General features: G+C 62.8%; 12 protein-coding genes and 4 pseudogenes. 4 read left to right on the top strand and 12 right to left on the bottom strand.

Features of this window, described 5'->3' with window-relative positions; all coding sequences use genetic code 11:
• Positions 1-263 precede the first annotated feature (263 nt).
• Entirely contained in the window at positions 264-542 is a 279-nt protein-coding gene (locus ACVIGA_RS42825) for a DNA -binding domain-containing protein (protein ID WP_166107013.1), read from the bottom strand.
• A 205-nt stretch (positions 543-747) separates the two neighbouring features.
• On the opposite strand from ACVIGA_RS42825, the gene ACVIGA_RS42830 reads away from it, so the two are divergent.
• Both ACVIGA_RS42830 and ACVIGA_RS42835 read left to right on the top strand, forming a co-directional pair.
• On the top strand, positions 748-1,089 hold the full coding sequence (locus ACVIGA_RS42830) for a type II toxin-antitoxin system PrlF family antitoxin (protein WP_338832692.1): 342 nt from the start codon (positions 748-750) through the stop codon (positions 1,087-1,089).
• On the top strand, positions 1,086-1,589 hold the full coding sequence (locus tag ACVIGA_RS42835; RefSeq protein WP_176396346.1) for a type II toxin-antitoxin system YhaV family toxin: 504 nt from the start codon (positions 1,086-1,088) through the stop codon (positions 1,587-1,589). The genes ACVIGA_RS42830 and ACVIGA_RS42835 overlap by 4 nt, the downstream gene beginning before the upstream one ends.
• Before the next feature lie 355 nt (positions 1,590-1,944).
• Here the strand turns inward: ACVIGA_RS42835 and ACVIGA_RS42840 are convergent.
• The 5 genes and pseudogenes from ACVIGA_RS42840 to ACVIGA_RS42860 all read right to left on the bottom strand — a co-directional run.
• A pseudogene (locus ACVIGA_RS42840) lies at positions 1,945-2,160 on the bottom strand (DUF736 domain-containing protein); the annotation flags it as partial.
• Positions 2,161-6,120 (bottom strand): annotated as a pseudogene (locus ACVIGA_RS42845) (DEAD/DEAH box helicase family protein); the annotation flags it as partial. It abuts the pseudogene before it with no gap.
• A gap of 168 nt (positions 6,121-6,288) precedes the next feature.
• The gene (locus ACVIGA_RS42850; protein ID WP_456671094.1) at positions 6,289-6,894 is read right to left on the bottom strand and encodes a DUF1419 domain-containing protein; all 606 of its coding nucleotides are present in this window, start codon (positions 6,892-6,894) and stop codon (positions 6,289-6,291) included.
• 255 nt (positions 6,895-7,149) lie between these two features.
• The gene (locus ACVIGA_RS42855) at positions 7,150-8,130 is read right to left on the bottom strand and encodes a DUF3991 and toprim domain-containing protein (protein ID WP_176396340.1); all 981 of its coding nucleotides are present in this window, start codon (positions 8,128-8,130) and stop codon (positions 7,150-7,152) included.
• A 203-nt stretch (positions 8,131-8,333) separates the two neighbouring features.
• A complete protein-coding gene (locus tag ACVIGA_RS42860; RefSeq protein WP_176396339.1) occupies positions 8,334-8,510 on the bottom strand; it encodes a hypothetical protein in 177 nt (58 codons plus the stop codon).
• A gap of 235 nt (positions 8,511-8,745) precedes the next feature.
• Here ACVIGA_RS42860 and ACVIGA_RS42865 point away from each other — a divergent pair.
• A pseudogene (locus tag ACVIGA_RS42865) lies at positions 8,746-10,028 on the top strand (IS256 family transposase).
• 685 nt (positions 10,029-10,713) lie between these two features.
• Here ACVIGA_RS42865 and ACVIGA_RS42870 read toward each other — a convergent pair.
• From ACVIGA_RS42870 to ACVIGA_RS42895, 6 genes and pseudogenes are all read right to left on the bottom strand, one after another.
• Positions 10,714-11,919 carry an IS91 family transposase gene (locus tag ACVIGA_RS42870; protein WP_176396338.1) on the bottom strand — a complete coding sequence of 402 codons (1,206 nt, stop codon included), beginning with the start codon at positions 11,917-11,919 and terminating at the stop codon, positions 10,714-10,716.
• Positions 11,920-11,930: 11 nt separating this feature from the next.
• A pseudogene (locus ACVIGA_RS42875) lies at positions 11,931-12,817 on the bottom strand (tyrosine-type recombinase/integrase).
• Positions 12,818-13,104: 287 nt separating this feature from the next.
• Complete coding sequence (locus ACVIGA_RS42880) at positions 13,105-14,109, bottom strand: site-specific integrase (protein ID WP_207841077.1); 1,005 nt, start codon at positions 14,107-14,109, stop codon at positions 13,105-13,107.
• Positions 14,106-15,074: a tyrosine-type recombinase/integrase gene (locus ACVIGA_RS42885; protein WP_176396336.1), complete on the bottom strand. Its 969-nt coding sequence runs from the start codon at positions 15,072-15,074 to the stop codon at positions 14,106-14,108. The genes ACVIGA_RS42880 and ACVIGA_RS42885 overlap by 4 nt, the downstream gene beginning before the upstream one ends.
• Positions 15,071-15,985, bottom strand: coding sequence for a tyrosine-type recombinase/integrase (locus ACVIGA_RS42890; protein WP_176396335.1), 915 nt, complete (start codon positions 15,983-15,985; stop codon positions 15,071-15,073). Before ACVIGA_RS42890 ends, ACVIGA_RS42885 begins: the two co-directional genes overlap by 4 nt.
• A gap of 400 nt (positions 15,986-16,385) precedes the next feature.
• Entirely contained in the window at positions 16,386-17,111 is a 726-nt protein-coding gene (locus ACVIGA_RS42895) for a helix-turn-helix transcriptional regulator (protein ID WP_166217536.1), read from the bottom strand.
• A gap of 206 nt (positions 17,112-17,317) precedes the next feature.
• Here ACVIGA_RS42895 and ACVIGA_RS42900 point away from each other — a divergent pair, with 206 nt between their 5' ends.
• A complete protein-coding gene (locus ACVIGA_RS42900) occupies positions 17,318-17,953 on the top strand; it encodes an acyl-homoserine-lactone synthase (RefSeq protein WP_176396333.1) in 636 nt (211 codons plus the stop codon).
• The last annotated feature ends 11 nt before the right edge of the window (positions 17,954-17,964 follow it).

Genomic DNA, 17,964 nt, shown 5'->3' on the forward strand with positions numbered 1-17,964 from the left:
ACCGGCGGAATGCTTAAACAATTCGGTGTGGAATTCAAGGATAGCGAGACGCCACGAGGGGCCGAGCGAGCGACGCGCAATCCTCGAACGCGTGATCGCCGCAAGCCTGCCGCAGGAAACGGCGAGACAAGAGCATGCCGACACGATGCACCGGCATTAGCCGCTGCCAACGTGAAACGTCAAACTCAGACTTGATCCCCTTGATTGAGGCCGCGGCCTTGCTGACTTCGCGTTGCTCGAGCAGGTGGCAGGCCCAGACGCGATCAATGCGGCGCCCCGCCGCGAAGCAAATGCCGATAGCCGTACTCAGTCATCCAGCGAGCGCGAGCTAGGTGTGTCTGCCAGGCGCGCCGAGCACGCTCAGGCTCTTGGGCCGGATTAAGGTGCAGCACGATCCGCGCAACCTCTTTCCAATCGGCGCCGTCGGCTTCGGCATGGAGCAGGCGCAGGTAGGTGACCAGGTGCTCTTCGTCATAGCCGGTCAGAACGGAGGCGGTCGGTGCTTCGTCGGCGACATCCTGGTCAAGCAGGGGCTTCTGCATGGGCGACTTTCGCGGGCGAGATTCTGGCGACCGGAGCGTAGGCTAGATGCTGCACCGGCGAATAGATCCCAAATGCGCACCACGTGGTGCATCACCGGCATCCCCGGGCGCCCTGGCTGCTGCTGTGTCTCGATCGCGCCGGTGGCGGCTTGACATACAATGCAAATGCATTACATCGAAGAGTGTGCGACCCCCGGAGCCGGCCATGGCGAAAACGGCTGAAATTCTCGAAATCCCCGCCACCATCACTGAGCGTGGCCAGACGACCGTGCCCGCGGCAATCCGGAAGATGCTCGCGCTCGGCAAGCACGATCAGGTGGTGTTTCGCGCGCTTGCGGATGGCACCGTCGTGATCGCGAAGAAAGTGGCCCAGGTCGAGGATGGCGATCCCGTGATCGGCAAGTTTCTCTCGCTTCTCGCGCGCGACATGGCGAATGAGCCGTCGCGGATTCGGCCGGTGCCGCGCTCACTCGTGTCCCGCGGCAAGGACCTGGTCAAGGGCGTTAAAGTCGATCTCGACGCGCCGCTTGCGGATGACGAGGCGTGAGCGACGAAACGCTCGAAATCAACGGCTGGACGATCTACGCGCACCCGCTGTTTCTCGACCAGCTTGAGGCGATGATCGGCGCCGTCGAAAAAGCGCGGAAGAAAGACCCGCAAGGATACAAGAAGAAGCGCGCTACAAAACTACTCGCAGCCGTTCTCAAGGTCGCGTTCGAAGACATTCCGAGCGACCCGACGCGCGACGCCTACCGCCAGGGCGGCACGCTCGGCGACGCGTACAAGCATTGGTTCCGGGCAAAATTCCTACAGCAGTTCCGGCTGTTCTTTCGCTACCAGCAGTCCGCGGACGCGAAGGTGATAGTGTTGGCCTGGGTCAATGACGACACGACGTTGCGCGCTTATGAGAGCGCCGACGACGCCTACGCGGCGTTTCGCAGGATGCTCAATCGCGGCAATCCGCCCGACAGCTGGCCGGACCTGCTCGCGGCGGCGAGCGCAGATTCGGCGAAGCAACGGCTGGCTCGCGCCGCTCCCAAGACATAGCTCTCGCTCGGCCAGCAACCGAGCGTTCGCTGAGGTTTGGGCGGCTCGGCGGATGGTCGCGGAGCAACTCGCCACCCCGACGCGACGCAGGATCTCGTCGCGGAGCTAGGCCTCGCAGGGCTAATCGTGCTCCTGGTGCGGGATCGATAAAGCTCACTCTCCTCGCTTAGATTAATGTTCGTTATCGTATTCCAACTACGACTTTGGCCTCGAGTTTCAAACTGGTCGGTTCATACCCTCGTAGCAATAAGCTAAACAGCTCCATACCCGCGCCTGAGGCCCTGAGCGTGCGCACATCTGCTGGTGTCAATGCAGACGCGGCCCCGCCTTTCGGCGAGGCCGCTCTCGCGGGCCCTCAGTCCCGGCTGGGGCGGGACCAGATGAGCTGAAGACCTTCCTGGCCTTCCACCTCAATCAGGGTGGCATAGATTGGAGCCGGGAAGCTCGGGTCGTCCAGCTTGACCGAGAGGTAATCGCGCTCGGTGTCCCTGGCGGTCTTCTGCCAAGCCGCTCCCAGCTCGACATTACCGGCGAAGATGCGGAAGTGTGGTCCCTTGTCGGAGGGGTTCTCGAAGCCGCGGCTCTTCTCGACGCTGATGGTGCCGAGATCGGAGAAGATCATCTGCGCGGCACCGGGCAACTCGAAGGGTTTGCCATCCGTGCGCGTGTAGCTGCTCTCGGCCGTCTCGTTCCAGATGCGGAAGGCGTTGCCGACAAGCAGGTTCAGCTTGTTGTCGGCCTCGTTGTCGCTATCCGGAACAACCAGACGAAGGTCGATTGCAGCGTGGCGGCCGTCGGTGATGACCGACAGCAGGATGTCGTCGCCGGGCTCCGGTGCGCGGTCGCGCTCCTCGATCGCCTTGATGCGCTCGCCGAGCAGGGTCTGGTAGCGCTTGAACGCCGGCGACGGCTTTGCGGTGAGGATCTGCCGTTTGCCGGTCGACACCGCCGGCACCTTCACGTACTGACGCAGGTCCTCCGGCATCACCACGTCCGCGAAGGAGCGGAACATGGCGATGAGCTCGGGCACGTTGACGAAGGTGGCGAAGCGCGTCACCGGCTTGTATTTGCCGGAGGGCTGCAGCTCAAGTTCGGTCGTGACATCGCCGAATGTACTCGCCCAGGCGTCGAACTCGTGCAGCCCGCGCTCGAGGAGCGCCGCGTAGCCGAGATAGCGCTGCACCGAGAACATCTCGCCGATCGTGTTGGTGATCGGCGTGCCGGAGGCGAGCACGAGCGCGCGGCCTGGGTTTTTCGTCTCGATGAAGCGCGACTTGACGTAGAGGTCCCAGGCGCGCTGCGAACCGTTCGGGTCGACGCCCTTCAAGGTCGACATGTTGGTCGCGAAGGAGAGTTTCCTGAATTCCTGCGCCTCATCGACGATGATCTGGTCGACGCCGATCTCGGAGATCGTCAGCAGGTCGTCCTTGCGGGTCGAAATCGACTCCAGCCGCTCCTTCAGGCCTTCCTTCAGCCGTTCGAGCCGCTTGCGCGAGACCCGGTCGTCGCTCTCGACCTTGGTCAGCAGCGTTTCGTAAAGTTCCAGCTCGTCCTGGATCAGCTGTTGCTCGAAGGCTGAGGCCACCGCGATGAAGCGGAACGCGCTGTGCGTGATGATGATCGCGTCCCAGGTCGCGGTCGCAGCGCGCGCGAGGAAGCGGTGCCGCTTGTCTTTGGTAAAATTGGTCTCGTCGGCGACGAGGATGCGGGCGTTCGGGTAGAGCGCGAGAAATTCGCGTGCGGCCTGCGCCAGGCAGTGGCCGGGCACGACCAGCATCGCCTTGGCGATCAGGCCGAGCCGGCGCTGCTCCATGACGGCGGCGGCCATCGTCATGGTCTTGCCGGCGCCCACCGCGTGCGCCAGGTAGGTCGAGCCGGCCGAGACGATTCGCCAAATGCCGCGCTTCTGGTGCCCATAAAGAACGAAAGCGCCAGAGGCGCCCGGAAGCTTCAGGTGCGAGCCGTCGAAAGCTCTCGGCGCAATGTTGTTGAAGCGGTCGTTGTAGACGCGCGCAAGGCGGTCGGTGCGGTCTGGATCGGACCAGATCCAGTGCTGGAAGGCGTCCTTGATCTTTTGCAGCTTGGTCTTGGCGGCTTCGGTGTCGACGATATTGAGGACGCGGCGCTCGCTGTCGCCGTCCTTGACCGTGTCGAAGATCTGTGGGACGCGGCTGTTCAGCGCGTCGGCGAGAAGCTCGCCGGCGTGCCGGCGGTCGGTGCCCCACTCCGACGTGCCGGCCGCCATCCAGCCGAGCTGACGTGCCTCCACGGTCCAGGAGGCGAGCTCGGGCATGTGATGGATCTTGATGTCGGCGTCCATCGTCTCCTTGACGAAGGCGACCACGTCGACTGCCGGAATCCATGGCGCGCCCAGACGCGCGGTGATGTCAGAGGGCTTGAGGTCTGCGGGCTGCACGCCTTGCAACGCCGTGACGTTGCGCTCGTACGAGGGGTCGAGCGCGGCCGCCGCGGCAGCAGCCTTCAGCTTCTCGCGGACGTGTCCCGACAGGTAGGAGTCCGCCGTCTGCCACGAGCCGTCCGCTGGGTCGCGGAAGACGGCGCCGCCGAGTTCGGCGACGACGTCGTCGCGGTCCCGGTGCAGCAGCTCGGCGATGTGGTCAATGTCGACGTGGCCACGCTCGTTGAGGACGACGGCGAGCGCGTCTGCCGCGCTGGCGATTTCCGGGGCAGCCGGCGGCGCGATCACCCGCTCGGTGAAGAGCGGCCCGGGCTTCGCGGTGTTGGTCTCGAGGTCGTAGTCCTCGATCGAGGCGACGAGCCAGCAGTCGGGATCGTCGAGGAAGGGCTGCATGTTCGGCCGGCGGTGCGTCTCGCGCACCTCGCTGGTCTCCTCGTCCTCGGCGGTCGAGACCGTCGTGAAGTTGATCGGGCCGAAGTCCCGAACGAAGTTCGACCAGGCGATACGCAGCCTGACCTGCGCGTCCCTCCAGGGCCGGTCGAGCTCCTGCGCCTTCAACACCTCGCGCACGGCGTCGCGGACCGGAATCAGCTTCCTGATGATGCGCACGTGCTTTTCCGGGATGCCCTCGGCGCTGCGACCCTTGCGCGATTTCACCACGACGGGCTTACCGTCGACGACCTGCATCAAGCCGTGGGCCTTGTCGAAGAAGTAGCTGCCCTCGCGCACGCGGCGATCGGCAGGCCAATCGCCGTCAGATGGATCGCCGGCTTCTTCCAAGACGGGATCAATCACCTCCGGCTCGCCGTCGTAGACGCCTTCCGGAAGAAGGCCGACCGCGGCTTTGAGCGCCGCTTCGAGATCCTCATCCTCGCGCGGCAGGCAGGTGTAGGCCTCGCCGAAGCGACCAGACGCGAGCGCGTGCGCGCCGAGCACGAAATCCGGCCGCTGCGCGAACCATCGGTTCACGCGGATCGCGCTCTCGTCTTCCGCCGCCGGCCGGATCTCGTCGAGGTCGAGCCACGACAGGTCGCCTTCCGCGTCGCCGACCTTGCGCTTGCGGAAGAACAGGATGTCGACGACGACGTCGGTGCCGGCGCTGGCGCGGAAGCTGCCCTCGGGCAGGCGAATGGCCGCGACCAGATCGGCCGACTTCGCGATGTGCTCACGCGCTGAGGCGTCCGCCTTGTCCATCGTGCCGGAGCTCGTGACGAAGGCGGCGAGGGCGCCGGGCTTCACGAGGTCGATTGCTCGCGCGATGAAATAGTCGTGCAGCCGGAGGCCCATCGACCCGTACGCGCGATCCGAGCGCACGGTTCGGTCCGAGAACGGCGGATTGCCGACGGCGAGATCGAAGCTGGCCGGCAGCTCGGTGCGTGCGAAATCGCCTGCGACGATCCGCGCCCGCGGCTGCAGCAGCCGGGCGATGCGTGCGGTCACGGGGTCGAGCTCGACGCCCGTGACGTGGGAGGTCTCGCGTAGTTCCTCCGGCATCAGCGCCGGAAACAGTCCGGTGCCGACGCCGGGCTCGAGCACGCGGCCGCCGCGCCAGCCGAGGCGCTGCAGGCCTGACCAGATCGCGCGGACAATGAACTCGGGTGTGAAGTGGGCGTACTGGGTGCACCGCGCCAGCGAGGCGTAGCCGGCGCCGTCGATCGCGTCCTCGAGGTCGGCGCCGATCTCCTCCCAGCCCTGCGCGAACTCGGATTCGCCCGGCCGGCGGAAGACGCCATTGGCAAGCTCGGAAGCGCCAAAGCCCGTGAAGCGCATCAACTGCCGCTGCTCGTCCGGCGAGGCGGGCAGCTGCTCCGCTTCAATCCGCACGGCGAGCCGAATGGCCGCGACGCTGTCGCGGGCGCGCTGTTTCCAGCCCTTTGCCAGGCCGCGGTCGCCAGCGAGGTGGAAGTTGTCGCCGCGCTTCACGGCATTCGGCTCGCGAGCCCGCGCGGGGGTGAACGCCGGCGCGGCGGGAGCCGGGGCCGACGGCGGCGGGTCGCGGTCATGGTCGTCGCCGTCCAAGTCGGCGGCGAAGGCGGTGACGCCGAGACCGAGACCCGACGAGAGGGCTGTGTTGCCGAAGAGGTCGATCGTGAAGGGGTCGTCCTGAGCCACTGGAAATGTCCTTCTGCTGGGCGCGTGCAACCGCGCGCGCGAGCGGGCTGTGGCGGACGGCACGGCGTTGCGGGGTTGAGGCGAGGGCCGGCGGAAGGCCGGGTGCCGAATTGCGAAGCCCGGCGCATGGCCGGGCTGCTTGCAGGTCAAGGAGGGCGCGCGGCCCAGCTAGGCCGCGACTGCCTCCGGCAGGTGGCGGAGCTGCACCGGCAGTTTCGCTGCGATCTCCGCTTCGGTGAGTTCGTCCAGCAGCTTCAGCGCGGTGCCATGCCGGCCGGCGTAGACGAGCACGGTGCGGCGGCCGCGCACGGCGGCGGGCCAGCGCTCGCCGACATAGCCGCGGTAGTAGTCGTGCGTACTCGACCAGATGTGCTCGAGCCGCTCTTCGCGCGTCATCGCGCGGACGGGACGAGACTCGCGCTCGATGATCGCGGCCTTCATCCGCTCCGGCGACGCTCTGTCCGACAGGTCGCAGTAGCCGTGGAACCAGCGCATCTGCCCGTCAATCAACGGTGACAGGAAAACGCTTGTCACGCTTGCCGTCATGAATTCACGCATTGCGAACATATCGCCTCGCATCCACAGTGGCGGCAGGATCTCGAGCATGTAGTCGTGTTCGCGCTCGGCGAGCTCGAACCATTCGCCAGCGAAGAGTTGGGCGGCGTCGCCTTCGGCCATCGCCGGATCGCCGCGATGCCGGTTGAACATGCCGTACATCTCGGGGCGCGTCGCGACGCCCTCGAAGACTTTACGGATGGTGGGTGAGGTGTGCATCGGCGGCTCCTCTTGGCCTGGCCGGACTGAAGCGCGAGCGATCGGCGTGATCTCTTCGTTCACTTCAGTCCTTCCTCACACCTCCTCGCCGGCCGCATCGAAGGTCCGGCGGGTCAAGGGCCGCGGAACGCGGGCGAAGCTTCACCCTTGACGCGCTGGCCGGGCATGCGGCAGCGGTTTACCCTCTTCCTATTTTCTCCCTCTTTATTCGGACTTCCCCGTCGCATCGCTCAGGTGCAAGCCTCGCCATCGCGATCATGCGGGAGCCTTGACGCCGCAGCCACCCGCGAGGTCCGCAGCGTCGGGCGGGCCTCCGCCGTCGACTTGCTCAGCTGTTCTCCGTCTCTTCGCCAGCCCCGTCAGATCCTCATTCCAGTCGCCGGCGCACGGTCGCGATCGCGCATAGTGCACGCTCGCTTCCGCGGCGATGGCACGAACGCGATCAGCGTAGACGTCACCCTGTCGATTGTTGTCGGTTGCTGCCACAAGCCGGGCGTTGGCGCGCATGGCCAAGCTGCGGATAGCTTCATCGGTCGCCGGCGACCAGCCGCCTCCGGTGCTGACATAAAGGGTGTCGGAGCGGTGGACCTCGATCGCGGCGAGGCTCATGGCATCGATGGCCGCCTCAGTAATGCAAATCCGCTCGGACCTGGCCGGTCCGAAGCGAAACAGCTCCTTGGCGCCGTCACTGGCGAAGCCGCGCCATGCCGGTCCACGCTCCTCCCACCCCGTGAGCACTCCAGCAGAATCGCTATGTGCCGCCCACATACTGCCCTTTGGCCCCTCACGCAAACGATCGCAGACGACCGCCTGCCTCACGATATCGGCCGGCAGCCCGCGTTCATCGGTGAGATAGCGCCAGGCTCGCGAGCCGGGGCGCGGCTTGACACGATGTCCCCACCGCTCAGCAATAGACCCAAGCGCCTTCGGCGTTGTCGGATGCTGCCACGCCGGTGTGCTGGGGACGAAGCCAATCATTTCCGCAACACGGTCGCATGCGTCAAGGAAACCGACAGATCCAAGATGTTCGGCGAGCGAAAATACGTCCCCTTTTGCCGGCGACAACGGGTCGAACCAGCCGCGGCCTTCGTGGATGACGATGATGATATTGCTGTCGCGGCGATATTTGATCGCGCGTCGTGTGCTTTCCTTGACGTCGACCTTCCAGCCGTCTTTCTCCAGCAGGGCCGCGCAGCCAACCTTTTGGCGCAGCTCTTCGATTTCTCTCTTGTCCATTTGTCTGCACCGGACTCGCGCAGGCGGGTCCGCCCCTTCTTCTGTTGGACTCTCTTGCTCCTAGCCTTGCGGAACATCCCCGACCGGCCGCGAAGCCTGCCGAATGCAAGGGCGCGCTGACCAACGGTCAGTCGTCGCATCGTCAGGCGCGGCGAAGCCTCCCTTGCATTCGGCATGGCGCCAGCGGCAGCCGGTCACCCGGCTCAATGAGCCGGGCTCCAGGGGGCGTATTCATGAACGATGGCGTCCTGATCGCCGTCGTACTCGCTGGAGACCATCACGCCGAATTCGTTATCAGCCTGGAAAAGAATGACCGGCACCATGAGCGTGCGAGCCAGATCGAAGGCATGGTTCTGAGCGAGAGTAAGATTGTGCGACATTGAAGGCTCCCGTCTTGCGGCGGGGACCATCCCCGCTCGACAGGCGCCGACGTGTTCGGGGGCGGCTGCGGTCACCTCGAGAGGCGAAGCCGAAGAGGTCGCACGCTTGCGTAGCTAACCCCTTGCGGGTTGATCGTGAGCTATCGCTGAAAGTTGGTGACGGCGGGAATCGGGAAGGCGGCATATCGTGGGGGTGCTTGACGCCTCCACTTCTCCACCGAAGGAGCGATATGCCGTGTCCAAAGATAACATCATCAAGTTGATTCAGCCAGGAAACGTCGACGATCAACTCACCGAAATCTTGCGCAATAGGGCGCGTGCTCTGTTGGCCCAGGCGGTCGAGGCCGAGGTCGCGGACTTTCTCGGCAAGCATGCCGATTTGAGGACTGCGGACGGCCACCAGCGCTCGTGCGCCACGGTCACCTGCCGGAACGCGAGGTGATGACCGGTATCGGTCCGGTCGGCGTCCGCCAGCCGCGTGTACGCGATCGCGAGGCGGAGGCTACCGATCCCGACCGCATCCGGTTCTCTCCGTCGATCCTGCCGCCCTACATGCGCCGCTCGAAATCGATCGAGACGCTGCTGCCGATCCTTTACCTGAAGGGTATCTCCACCGGCGACTTCTCCGAGGCTCTGGCGGCGCTGCTCGGCAAGGATGCTGCCGGGTTGTCGGCATCCGCCATCGGCCGTCTGAAGGACGGTTGGCTTGACGAACACACCGCGTGGCAGAGGCGCGATCTGTCGGCGAAGCGCTACGTCTACATCTGGGCCGATGGCATCCATCTCCAAGCACGCCTCGAAGACGAAAAGCAGTGCATCGTGGTGCTGATCGGCGCGACGCCGGAAGGCCGCAAGGAACTGGTCGGCTTCACCGATGGCGCCCGCGAGAGCGCGCAGGACTGGCGCGATCTGCTGCTCGACCTGAAGCGGCGCGGGCTCGGCGTGCCGCCGCGGCTCACCATCGCCGACGGCGCGCTCGGGTTCTGGAAGGCCGCCGGCGAGGTCTGGCCGAAAACGCGCGAGCAGCGCTGCTGGGTACACAAGACCGCCAACGTGATCGCCAAGTTGCCGAAGAGCCAGCAGCCTAAAGCCAAACGCGCGTTGCAGGAGATCTGGATGGCCGAAACCAAGGCCGCCGCCGAGCTGGCGTTCGACGCCTTCATCGAGAGCTATACGCCCAAATACGAGAAGGCGGCCGACTGCCTGAGCAAGGATCGGGACACGCTACTGGCGTTCTACGACTTCCCGGCCGAACACTGGAAACACCTGCGGACCACCAATCCCATTGAAAGCACCTTCGCTACCGTGCGCCACCGCACGATCCGATCGAAGGGCTGCCTGTCCAACAGAACGGCGCTCGCGATGGTCTTCAAACTGCTTGAGGCCGCGCAGAAAAGCCGGCGTCGTCTCGATGGCCACAACCAGTTGCCAAAACTCGTTCTCGGTGTGACATTCAACGACGGGATCGAGCTCATCGCCAAACCGACTGACCGTCAGCCCATAACCGCCGCCGCCTGACCGGCCGCGCCGTCACCAACATTTGGCGATAGCTCGTTGATCGTAGAAGGCCGTACCTGAACCAAGGAAAGCCCATTCGAGAGCGGGGTTGGTCCTTCAACGGAAGCATGGTCTGCCAAAACGCACATATTTGATCCCGCGGATAACCAAGCCGAGCCTGCTTTGCGAATTGTCCCATTCAAAGCACTCATGGTCGTCGGCATCGCACGCACGCACGCATGGATAAACTCCCGGTCCGAGTACGTGTGAAGCTGCTTCCGATTAGATCAGCAGGTATTGTTGTTCGGGGATTCGGGCCGTTTGCGTCAGGGATGGCAGCTTATGCCGGGCTCGGCATAATAGAGAGCGTTTTTAGATTGGCGGCGCGGTACCGAAACTTCAAAGTGCGCAGCTGCGAGTGCGCCGGTAATCTAAAAACGTGTTGGACGAAGCCGCCTAGCGCGCAGCTGCCGCTATGGAAATTGGATGCTGCTTCCCGATGGACAGCGCCGTCGCCGGGGCTTCGGGGACATGCTGGATGCGGTCTTGATGCGAAACATTCTAATCGAGATATGGTCTCCCGGACGAAAGGACCGGCGACGCCAGCGCCTGGAGGGCTCGATGTCGGAGGCGTGACAATAGGACGCCTGCTGTCTGCCTTGGCAGACGGAAAGCACGATGATCAATGAGTTGAAACGCCCGACCGTCATGAAGTGTCCATAAGAGGTGGGTCGTGTGACGCAACGGGCGCGAGCACCTCGATGCACACCATCTGCCCTTGACGGCAAAAGGGACATTCTCGCAGGGAAACTCCGGTCAGCTCCTCGACCTTGTCGCGATAATCGCGCCCTTCCTTCGGTTTTACCGGCGTATCGGACTGCTGCATTCCGAGCAGTTCGCGGCAGCGGGCGAGCTTTTGCTTGCGGTAGCGGTTGCCCATGAAACCGTAATAACGGATGCGCTGAAATCCCTCGGGCAAGACATGGACGAGGAAACGCCGGATGAACTCCCCGGCGTCGAGCGTCATCACCTTTTGCCGGTTCTCGTTGCGATAGTCCTTCCACCGGAAGCGTACCTTGCCATCCTCGATATCGACGATCCGGTTGTTGGCGATTGCCACCCGGTGTGTATAGCGTCCGACATATTCCAGAATCTGCTCAGCGCCCGCGAAGGGTGGCTTGGCATAGACCACCCAGTTGACCTGGCGGGCGGGATCCAGATAGCGCCGGAATGCGACGGGATCGTGCAGCCGTTCCAATGACGAAAAGAATCGCAACTCACCGGCATCGAATGCTCTTTGCAGGCCTTCGAGAAACAATCGCCGGAAGAGTCGGGAGAGCACGGCGACTGGTAGGAAGAAGCCGGGACGACACGCGATCCAGCGGCTCCCGTCAGGCGACAGCCCGCCGCCGGGCACGACGCAGTGGAGATGGGGATGATGGCTGAGATTCTGACCCCAGGTGTGAAGCACCGCGAAAAACCCGATCTCCGCGCCGAGATGTCGCCGATCGGCAGCAATGGTGCGCAAAGTCTCGGCGGCTGCGTGGAACAGGATCTTGTAGACCGTGCTGGCATTCTGGAAGGCAATCGCGGCGATCTCGTCGGGAACGGTGAAGACGACATGGAAGTACTGCGTATCGAGAAGCTCTTCCCGCCGAGCCTCGATCCATTCCGCTCGGGCGAGCCACTGGCACTTGGGGCAACTGCGGGAACGGCAGCTGTTGTACGCGATCCGTCGTTCACTACAGCGGTCACACTGTTCGACATGCCCTCCGAGCGCCGACGTTCGGCAGCGCTCGATGGCAGCCATCGCTGCGCGTCGTTCGGTCGATAGCGAGGCCCGGTGCTGCTCTCGCCAGGCAGCACCGTAGCGACGGAATATATCCGCGACCTCCGGACTTGAGCGGCCCATGAGGTTGGCCGTCAGAAATGTTCGGGCGTTGGCGGCGAGGAAGCCTTGGGGATTGGGCGCGGCAGCAGTTCAAGCGGGCTCGTCGCCGCGCAGACCTTGTTGGTAGCGATCCGCAAATATTGGGCGGTCGTCGACAGGCTGCGATGGCCGAGCAGGAGCTGGATGGTGCGGAGATCGGTTCCGGCTTCGAGCAGGTGCACCGCAAATGCGTGCCGCAGCGAATGCGGCGTCACCGGCTTGGAGAGTTTCGACACCCGATGTGCCTTGCGGCAGGTGGCATCCACGGCGCTTGTCGATATCGGTTCTCCAGTAACGGCGCCGGGAAACATCCAACCCCCGGTGGGTCGCACGGCGCGCCAATAGTCCGTCAGCACCTCCAGCAACCTGGCCGATAGCATGACGTAGCGGTCCTTCTGTCCCTTGCCTTGTTCGACGCGCAGCACCATGCGCTGGCGATCGATGGCCTCAGGCTTCAGGCGGGTCGCCTCGGAAATACGCAGGCCGGCGGCATAGCATGTCGTCAGGATCGCCTGGTGCTTGAAGCTCTCGATGCAGCCAAGGAAGTGCAGCACCTCCTCGGGGCTGAGAATGACGGCCAGTGTCTTTGGCGCCTTTGGGCACGGAATGACCTGGTCGAAATCCCAATCGAGGCCGAGCGTGACGCGGTAGAGGAATCGAAGCGCTGCGACGGTCACGTGCACCGAACGTGGCGCCAGCTTTTTCTCGTTCGTCAGATAGACCTGGTAGGCTCGGATATCCTCCGGGCCTAGCAAAGCCGGCGATTTAGCGAAATGCCGGGCGAACTGCGAAACCTGCAGCAAATACGAATCCTGTGTGTGTGTCGCGACAGGTTGCGTACCTGCATGTCTTCCATCATGCGTAACCGAAGCGAGGTCATAGCGAACTCCTTGGCAAGGGGGACGCTGCGCGCGGGCAGCAACACCATCTTGCCAAGGGCAAGCGCGTCTGAAATGGAATGGATTACGTCGCTGTACGGGTGGTGTCGGGGTCAGAGACACGGGCTGGCTTCAAGGGGGATACCCCACGCTCAACACGGATACCCTCCCGCGGAGCGGGTTCGTCCAAGCGTCCTTATGCCGAGTGCTCGATTATGCCGAGCACCCGGCTTTATCGCGTCGGTTCGCCTAAGGCGTCGAGCAGTTTGGCACGCGTGACTCGGCATAATCACAGGGTAGCGAGAAACGCCATGAGCCTGTCCGTGGGTCTGTAGCGAGAGAATCTCCCGGGTACAGGATCGAGCCTTTCGAGAGCCTTTTCTTTGGTAGCCAAATCGGCGGTTATGTAGATGTTCGTCGTCTGGATGCTCTCGTGACCGAGCCACAAAGCGATGACCGCAAGATCGCCCCCCGACTGGAGCAGATGCATCGCGGTGCTATGGCGGATGACGTGTGGCGACACCGACTTGTTCGCTAAACTTGAACAGGACGCCGTCGCTTTGACGACAGCTCGGCGTAGAATGTAGTCGGCTCCATCGCGTGACAGTGGCTGGTTCCGAGCGCTTGGAAAGATGATTGCATCCGGCGCGTCGTCGATCTCGCGAAGCCATCCACGCAAAACGCGAGCTGTTTCGTCCCAGAGCGGGATGACGCGCTCCTTCCGGCCCTTTCCCAACAGCTGGATATTTGCGTGGCCGGCATCGAGATGCAGCTGACGGCGTCGTAACCCAATGATCTCGGAGATTCTGGCCCCTGTGTTGTAGAGAGCCAGGAGCAATGCGTGATCGCGTCGACCCGACCATGTGCTGCCGTCTGGCGCAGCAATCAACGCTTTCACCTCGGCGCGCCTAAGGAAACCGACAAGCTTCTTTTCAAACCTCTTGTTTGGGATCGCCATGATCCGAGTTGCCATTCCCAAACAGCTCGGGTCGTGGAGGGACAGGAAGCGAAAGAAGCCTCGAAAGGCTGCGAGCCTGGCGTTGCGAGAACGGACGCTGCAGCGACGATCGCGTTCGACATAGTTTAGGAACGCGAGGATGGCATCGGCATCGATCTTGGCAATGGGAAGGGCAGTCGGCGCGATCCCGGTCGTATCCTGCACAAACTGTAACAGGAGGCGGAAGGTGTCGCGGTAAGAAGCCACTGTTCGAGGGCTGGCATGTTTGTGCACAGTCAAGTGCTCGGCGAAGAATCGCTGAAGGTGCGGACCAACAAGAGTGACAGGTGCACTCATCCCTCGCCTCCCGCCGAACGATCGAGTGTAAAGCGCGTTCCGGCTGCTCTCAGGAGGTCCGGTGTGGCGGAGAGATACCAGTAGGAGCTCTCTGGCCCAACATGACCAAGATAGACCGCCAGCGTTGGCAGCAGTGATTGCACGTCCAAACCCGCGCTGTGCCACTCGCACAACCGCCGCACTGCAAACGTATGGCGAAATGAAGTGAGACATGGGCGGCGATCATGCGTGTTCGCCGGCGCGATCCCAAGGCTCTGGCACAGACTCGCGAACCAACGTCCGAGATCGTGGACGTCGAGCGGACGGCCATCCCGATTGACGAACAGTCGATCGCCCCAAGTATCACGCTCGTGTGCACGTCGTTCCTCAAAATAGCCACTTAGGGCCGCAGCAACAGTCGCATGGATCGGCACAAGCCGCGATTTATGGAACTTCGTTTGCAGAATTTGAAGATGGGGGTGGGCATCGTCGAGGCGCACGTCCGCCATGGTCAAACGACACGCTTCGCCTACGCGGATCCCGGTGCTTCCGAGCAGACCAAGCATTGTTGACAGCACGATTGGTCGAATCGGTACACGCGAGTGTGACCGTCTGGCCGAGTTTATAAGAGTCGTCGTCTCCTCGTCGGAGAACACATACGGCCGACGCCGCCGACCTGCGGCGATGACGCGCGGGCCCGGCACTTCTGTTCCCGGAATGATCGCAGCCAGATAATTGAGAAAGCCCCGGACGAGGATAAGCCGATCGCCTCGCCCCCTGATGCCGCACGTCGCAGGCGCGTGATCCCATGCCCATGAGACCGCAGTCGCCGCTCGAATTGGAGATCCATCGGTCGCGCCGATGTTCTTGGCGTAAGCGATGAAATCTCGTAGCCCACGCCCATGTCTCGTGTTTGTCAGGCCGACAGCCTTGCGGATCGCCAGATAGTCATCGACGTGTCGCTCGAATTCCAGCGGACCGGTCATCGCGCACCTCCGATCCATGGCATCGAGACGCGCGATAGTGTGGCGAGGTCGAGCTTGGCGTAGATGGCAGTGGTTTGGAGGCGTTGGTGGCCTAGCAGGTCGGCAACCTCGCTGAAGCTTGCACCGCCGTTGATCAATCGGCTCGCTGCCGTATGGCGCAGCATATGCGCGCCGCTAAGCCGACCGAGCGGAATCCCAGCACGCCTCAGGTTGCGCTTGACGATCTGGGTGATCGCAGTGGTATTACTGAGGCGGCTGGGCGGATTGTTGACGCCTATGAACAAGCCGCGACCCGACCCAGAGGGGCGCTCCTGTTCAATATACGCTGCAAGCGCCGTCCCTACATCCTGAGGTAAGGGCATCGCCCTCTCGCGGTGTGACTTGCGAATGCGGGTACGAATGACACCGGCTCGCCAATCGATATCGTCGATCTCCATTGCAATGATCTCGGCGCAGCGCAACCCCAACTGCACGGCCAGGAGTAGTATTGCCCGATCGCGGCACGGCGCTTTGCTGGTCATAACCGCGTCGAGTAAGCGCGAAATGTCGTCGGCTGATAGGCGCCGCGGTAAGCTCGCATGCGCCGCCAGCCGCGTCCTCGGAATCGCGCGATCGAGCCCGCTTGGTACGATGCCGCGCCAAGCTAGAAACCGTAGGAATGACCGAACCGCGGTCACCGGCACTCCGCGGCCACACCCCTTCTTCGATGCCGCTTCCTCGCAGATGAAGCCAGTGATCTGCTGAACCGACAGCGTGGCCCATTGGTCAGTGTTATCAAAACAGGCGGCAACGAACCGGCGTACGACGCGCCAGTATCGTATCCGCGTCGCCGCCGCACCGGCGACGTCACGCAAGTAGCAATCATAGCTGTGCAACCATGAGTTAGCATCGATCTCGGATTGGAAATGCATTGTTGTTCTCTCCCGTGGCCAGGATGGCCAACCGGGAAAGCTCTTGGATTATTCGAGAAAGACCCTGGATTATCCCGAGTCGTGCACAGGAAATTGCTCGATTCACTAACGAATCGACGCGATAAAGCCGAGTGCTCGGCATAATCGAGCACTTGGCATAAGGCAGCCCGCAAGGGGGAAGACCCGCTTGCGGGGCTTCAGCGCAGTCAACAGCCCGGCCCGCAGGGCGACGCCCATCCTGCTCGAAGACACTGCGAGCAGCGATCCGCTTTTAGCTGAATACCGCAAATGATGCGCGCCGAACTCACTTGATGAGGCCGCTGCACCTCTTTGGCACGCTCACTCGGGTTAACCGCCGATCTTGAGCCATGCTTGCCAACCCTCACGGCTGTTCTATGCATTACGGGAGCAATCCCTGCCGAAGCGCGAGGGCCACAGCGTGTGGAAGGGTTAGTGCGGCAAGATTTCGCCTGGCATTGTCCAGATGAAACTTCACGCCTCGCGGCGTGACGTCAAGAAGCTCCGCAATGTCCTGCATCGTCTTGCCGTCAGAGATCCACGCGAGACACTGCCGCTCGCGCTGGGTTAGTGGGCTTCCTATCCCGCCTGATGACGTACGTCCGATCTTGGCACTCACGTGGGCATGGAAGTTGAGACCCACCGTTTGCAACATGTCTTGTGAGGTCTCGATGAAACGCTCGAGCCCAAGGCTGCGGTCGTCCACCGCGAGCGTAAAGGCCGCGACCTGGTTTTGGCTTGCGGGCATGCGAACCGTCAGACCGGTCCTGATCTTGAAGCTGAGCGCATCGTCAAATAGTCGGCGTTCTCTCGGCGACTTTGCGCTTCGCGCCTCACGGCCATCCCACAGCAGCATCCGGCTTGTGTTTCGCGGTTCCTGAAGAACGGGATCGATGTTGTCGTACCCTTCGCGAAAATAGTGACTTGTCCAACTCTTCGGATAGGAAGAGATCAGTTTGGGGCCGTTCGCACGGTGGCCAAAATAGGCGAACCAGCGGAAACCCAATGCATGCGCAGTTCGTTCCGCGACTCGCCGAAAATCATCTTCCGTATGGGCAGAGTGAAGACAATCGACAAATTCATCGCATGCTCGTTTGACACCTTTCATTGTGCCCCTTTTTTGAACTGTTCTGAGTTCCCTAAAGCGAACAACGCGCTTGATTCGCGCGCTGCGTGTGGGCGTGTATTGCGACGTTGCGGCAGCTTTGCGGCAAGAACAATTCCAAAACGCCCTGTCAGAACTGACAGCGCAACGCTGTGATCGTGCCTGCTTTCTTGATCTCGAAGCTGTGATTCGTAAGCAGGAGGTTAAGAATGAAGGTCATTGTGCGCTCGCGTGCGGCGCTTCTGCGCGATTTTGAACTGGCGACAGGAATGCATCGTCTGCGAGGGCGCGTGTTCAAGGAGCGGCTCGACTGGGATGTCTCTGTCGCGGGCGGATTGGAGATCGATCAGTACGACTCATTCAAGCCGACTTATCTATTGGCGCTCGAGCAGCGCGAGCTGGTCGGTTGCGTGCGCCTGCTGCCCACTACTGGACGCAACATGCTGGCGGATACGTTCCCGGTGTTGCTGGATGGCCACACGGCACCGAATGCAGTCAAGATCTGGGAGAGCTCGCGCTTTTGCGTTGATACCAAACACGTCGCGGTGACAGCTGAGAACGGCTTGCGGGAAGCAACGTACCTGCTCTTTGCGGCAATGATTGAATGGGGCCAGCAGCTCGACCTGCAGGCGATCGCGACCGTCACTGATCTGCGCATGGAGCGCATCCTGCGCCGGGCCGGATGGCGTCTCGACCGCCTCGGCGCCCCCCGTCAAATCGGGACGACCAAAGCAGTGGCTGGACTGTTGCCGGTCACCAATGACGCTCTCGGCGCAATCCGAGCGGCCGGGAAGATTTCGGGGCGTGCAATTGAAGCGCCGTCAAGCCTTCCGCTCGCGGCATAGCGTCCGCGTCT

The organism is Bradyrhizobium sp. USDA 3240 (assembly GCF_054063295.1).

Bases quoted from the DNA above. Each gene is read 5' to 3' on its own strand.
- ACVIGA_RS42825 (WP_166107013.1), bottom strand. From the start codon at position 542: ATGCAGAAGCCCCTGCTTGACCAGGATGTCGCCGACGAAGCACCGACC.
- ACVIGA_RS42830 (WP_338832692.1), top strand. From the start codon at position 748: ATGGCGAAAACGGCTGAAATTCTCGAAATCCCCGCCACCATCACTGAG.
- ACVIGA_RS42850 (WP_456671094.1), bottom strand. From the start codon at position 6,894: ATGCACACCTCACCCACCATCCGTAAAGTCTTCGAGGGCGTCGCGACG.
- ACVIGA_RS42855 (WP_176396340.1), bottom strand. From the start codon at position 8,130: ATGGACAAGAGAGAAATCGAAGAGCTGCGCCAAAAGGTTGGCTGCGCG.
- ACVIGA_RS42860 (WP_176396339.1), bottom strand. From the start codon at position 8,510: ATGTCGCACAATCTTACTCTCGCTCAGAACCATGCCTTCGATCTGGCT.
- ACVIGA_RS42870 (WP_176396338.1), bottom strand. From the start codon at position 11,919: ATGGGCCGCTCAAGTCCGGAGGTCGCGGATATATTCCGTCGCTACGGT.
- ACVIGA_RS42880 (WP_207841077.1), bottom strand. From the start codon at position 14,109: ATGAGTGCACCTGTCACTCTTGTTGGTCCGCACCTTCAGCGATTCTTC.
- ACVIGA_RS42885 (WP_176396336.1), bottom strand. From the start codon at position 15,074: ATGACCGGTCCGCTGGAATTCGAGCGACACGTCGATGACTATCTGGCG.
- ACVIGA_RS42890 (WP_176396335.1), bottom strand. From the start codon at position 15,985: ATGCATTTCCAATCCGAGATCGATGCTAACTCATGGTTGCACAGCTAT.
- ACVIGA_RS42895 (WP_166217536.1), bottom strand. From the start codon at position 17,111: ATGAAAGGTGTCAAACGAGCATGCGATGAATTTGTCGATTGTCTTCAC.
- ACVIGA_RS42900 (WP_176396333.1), top strand. From the start codon at position 17,318: ATGAAGGTCATTGTGCGCTCGCGTGCGGCGCTTCTGCGCGATTTTGAA.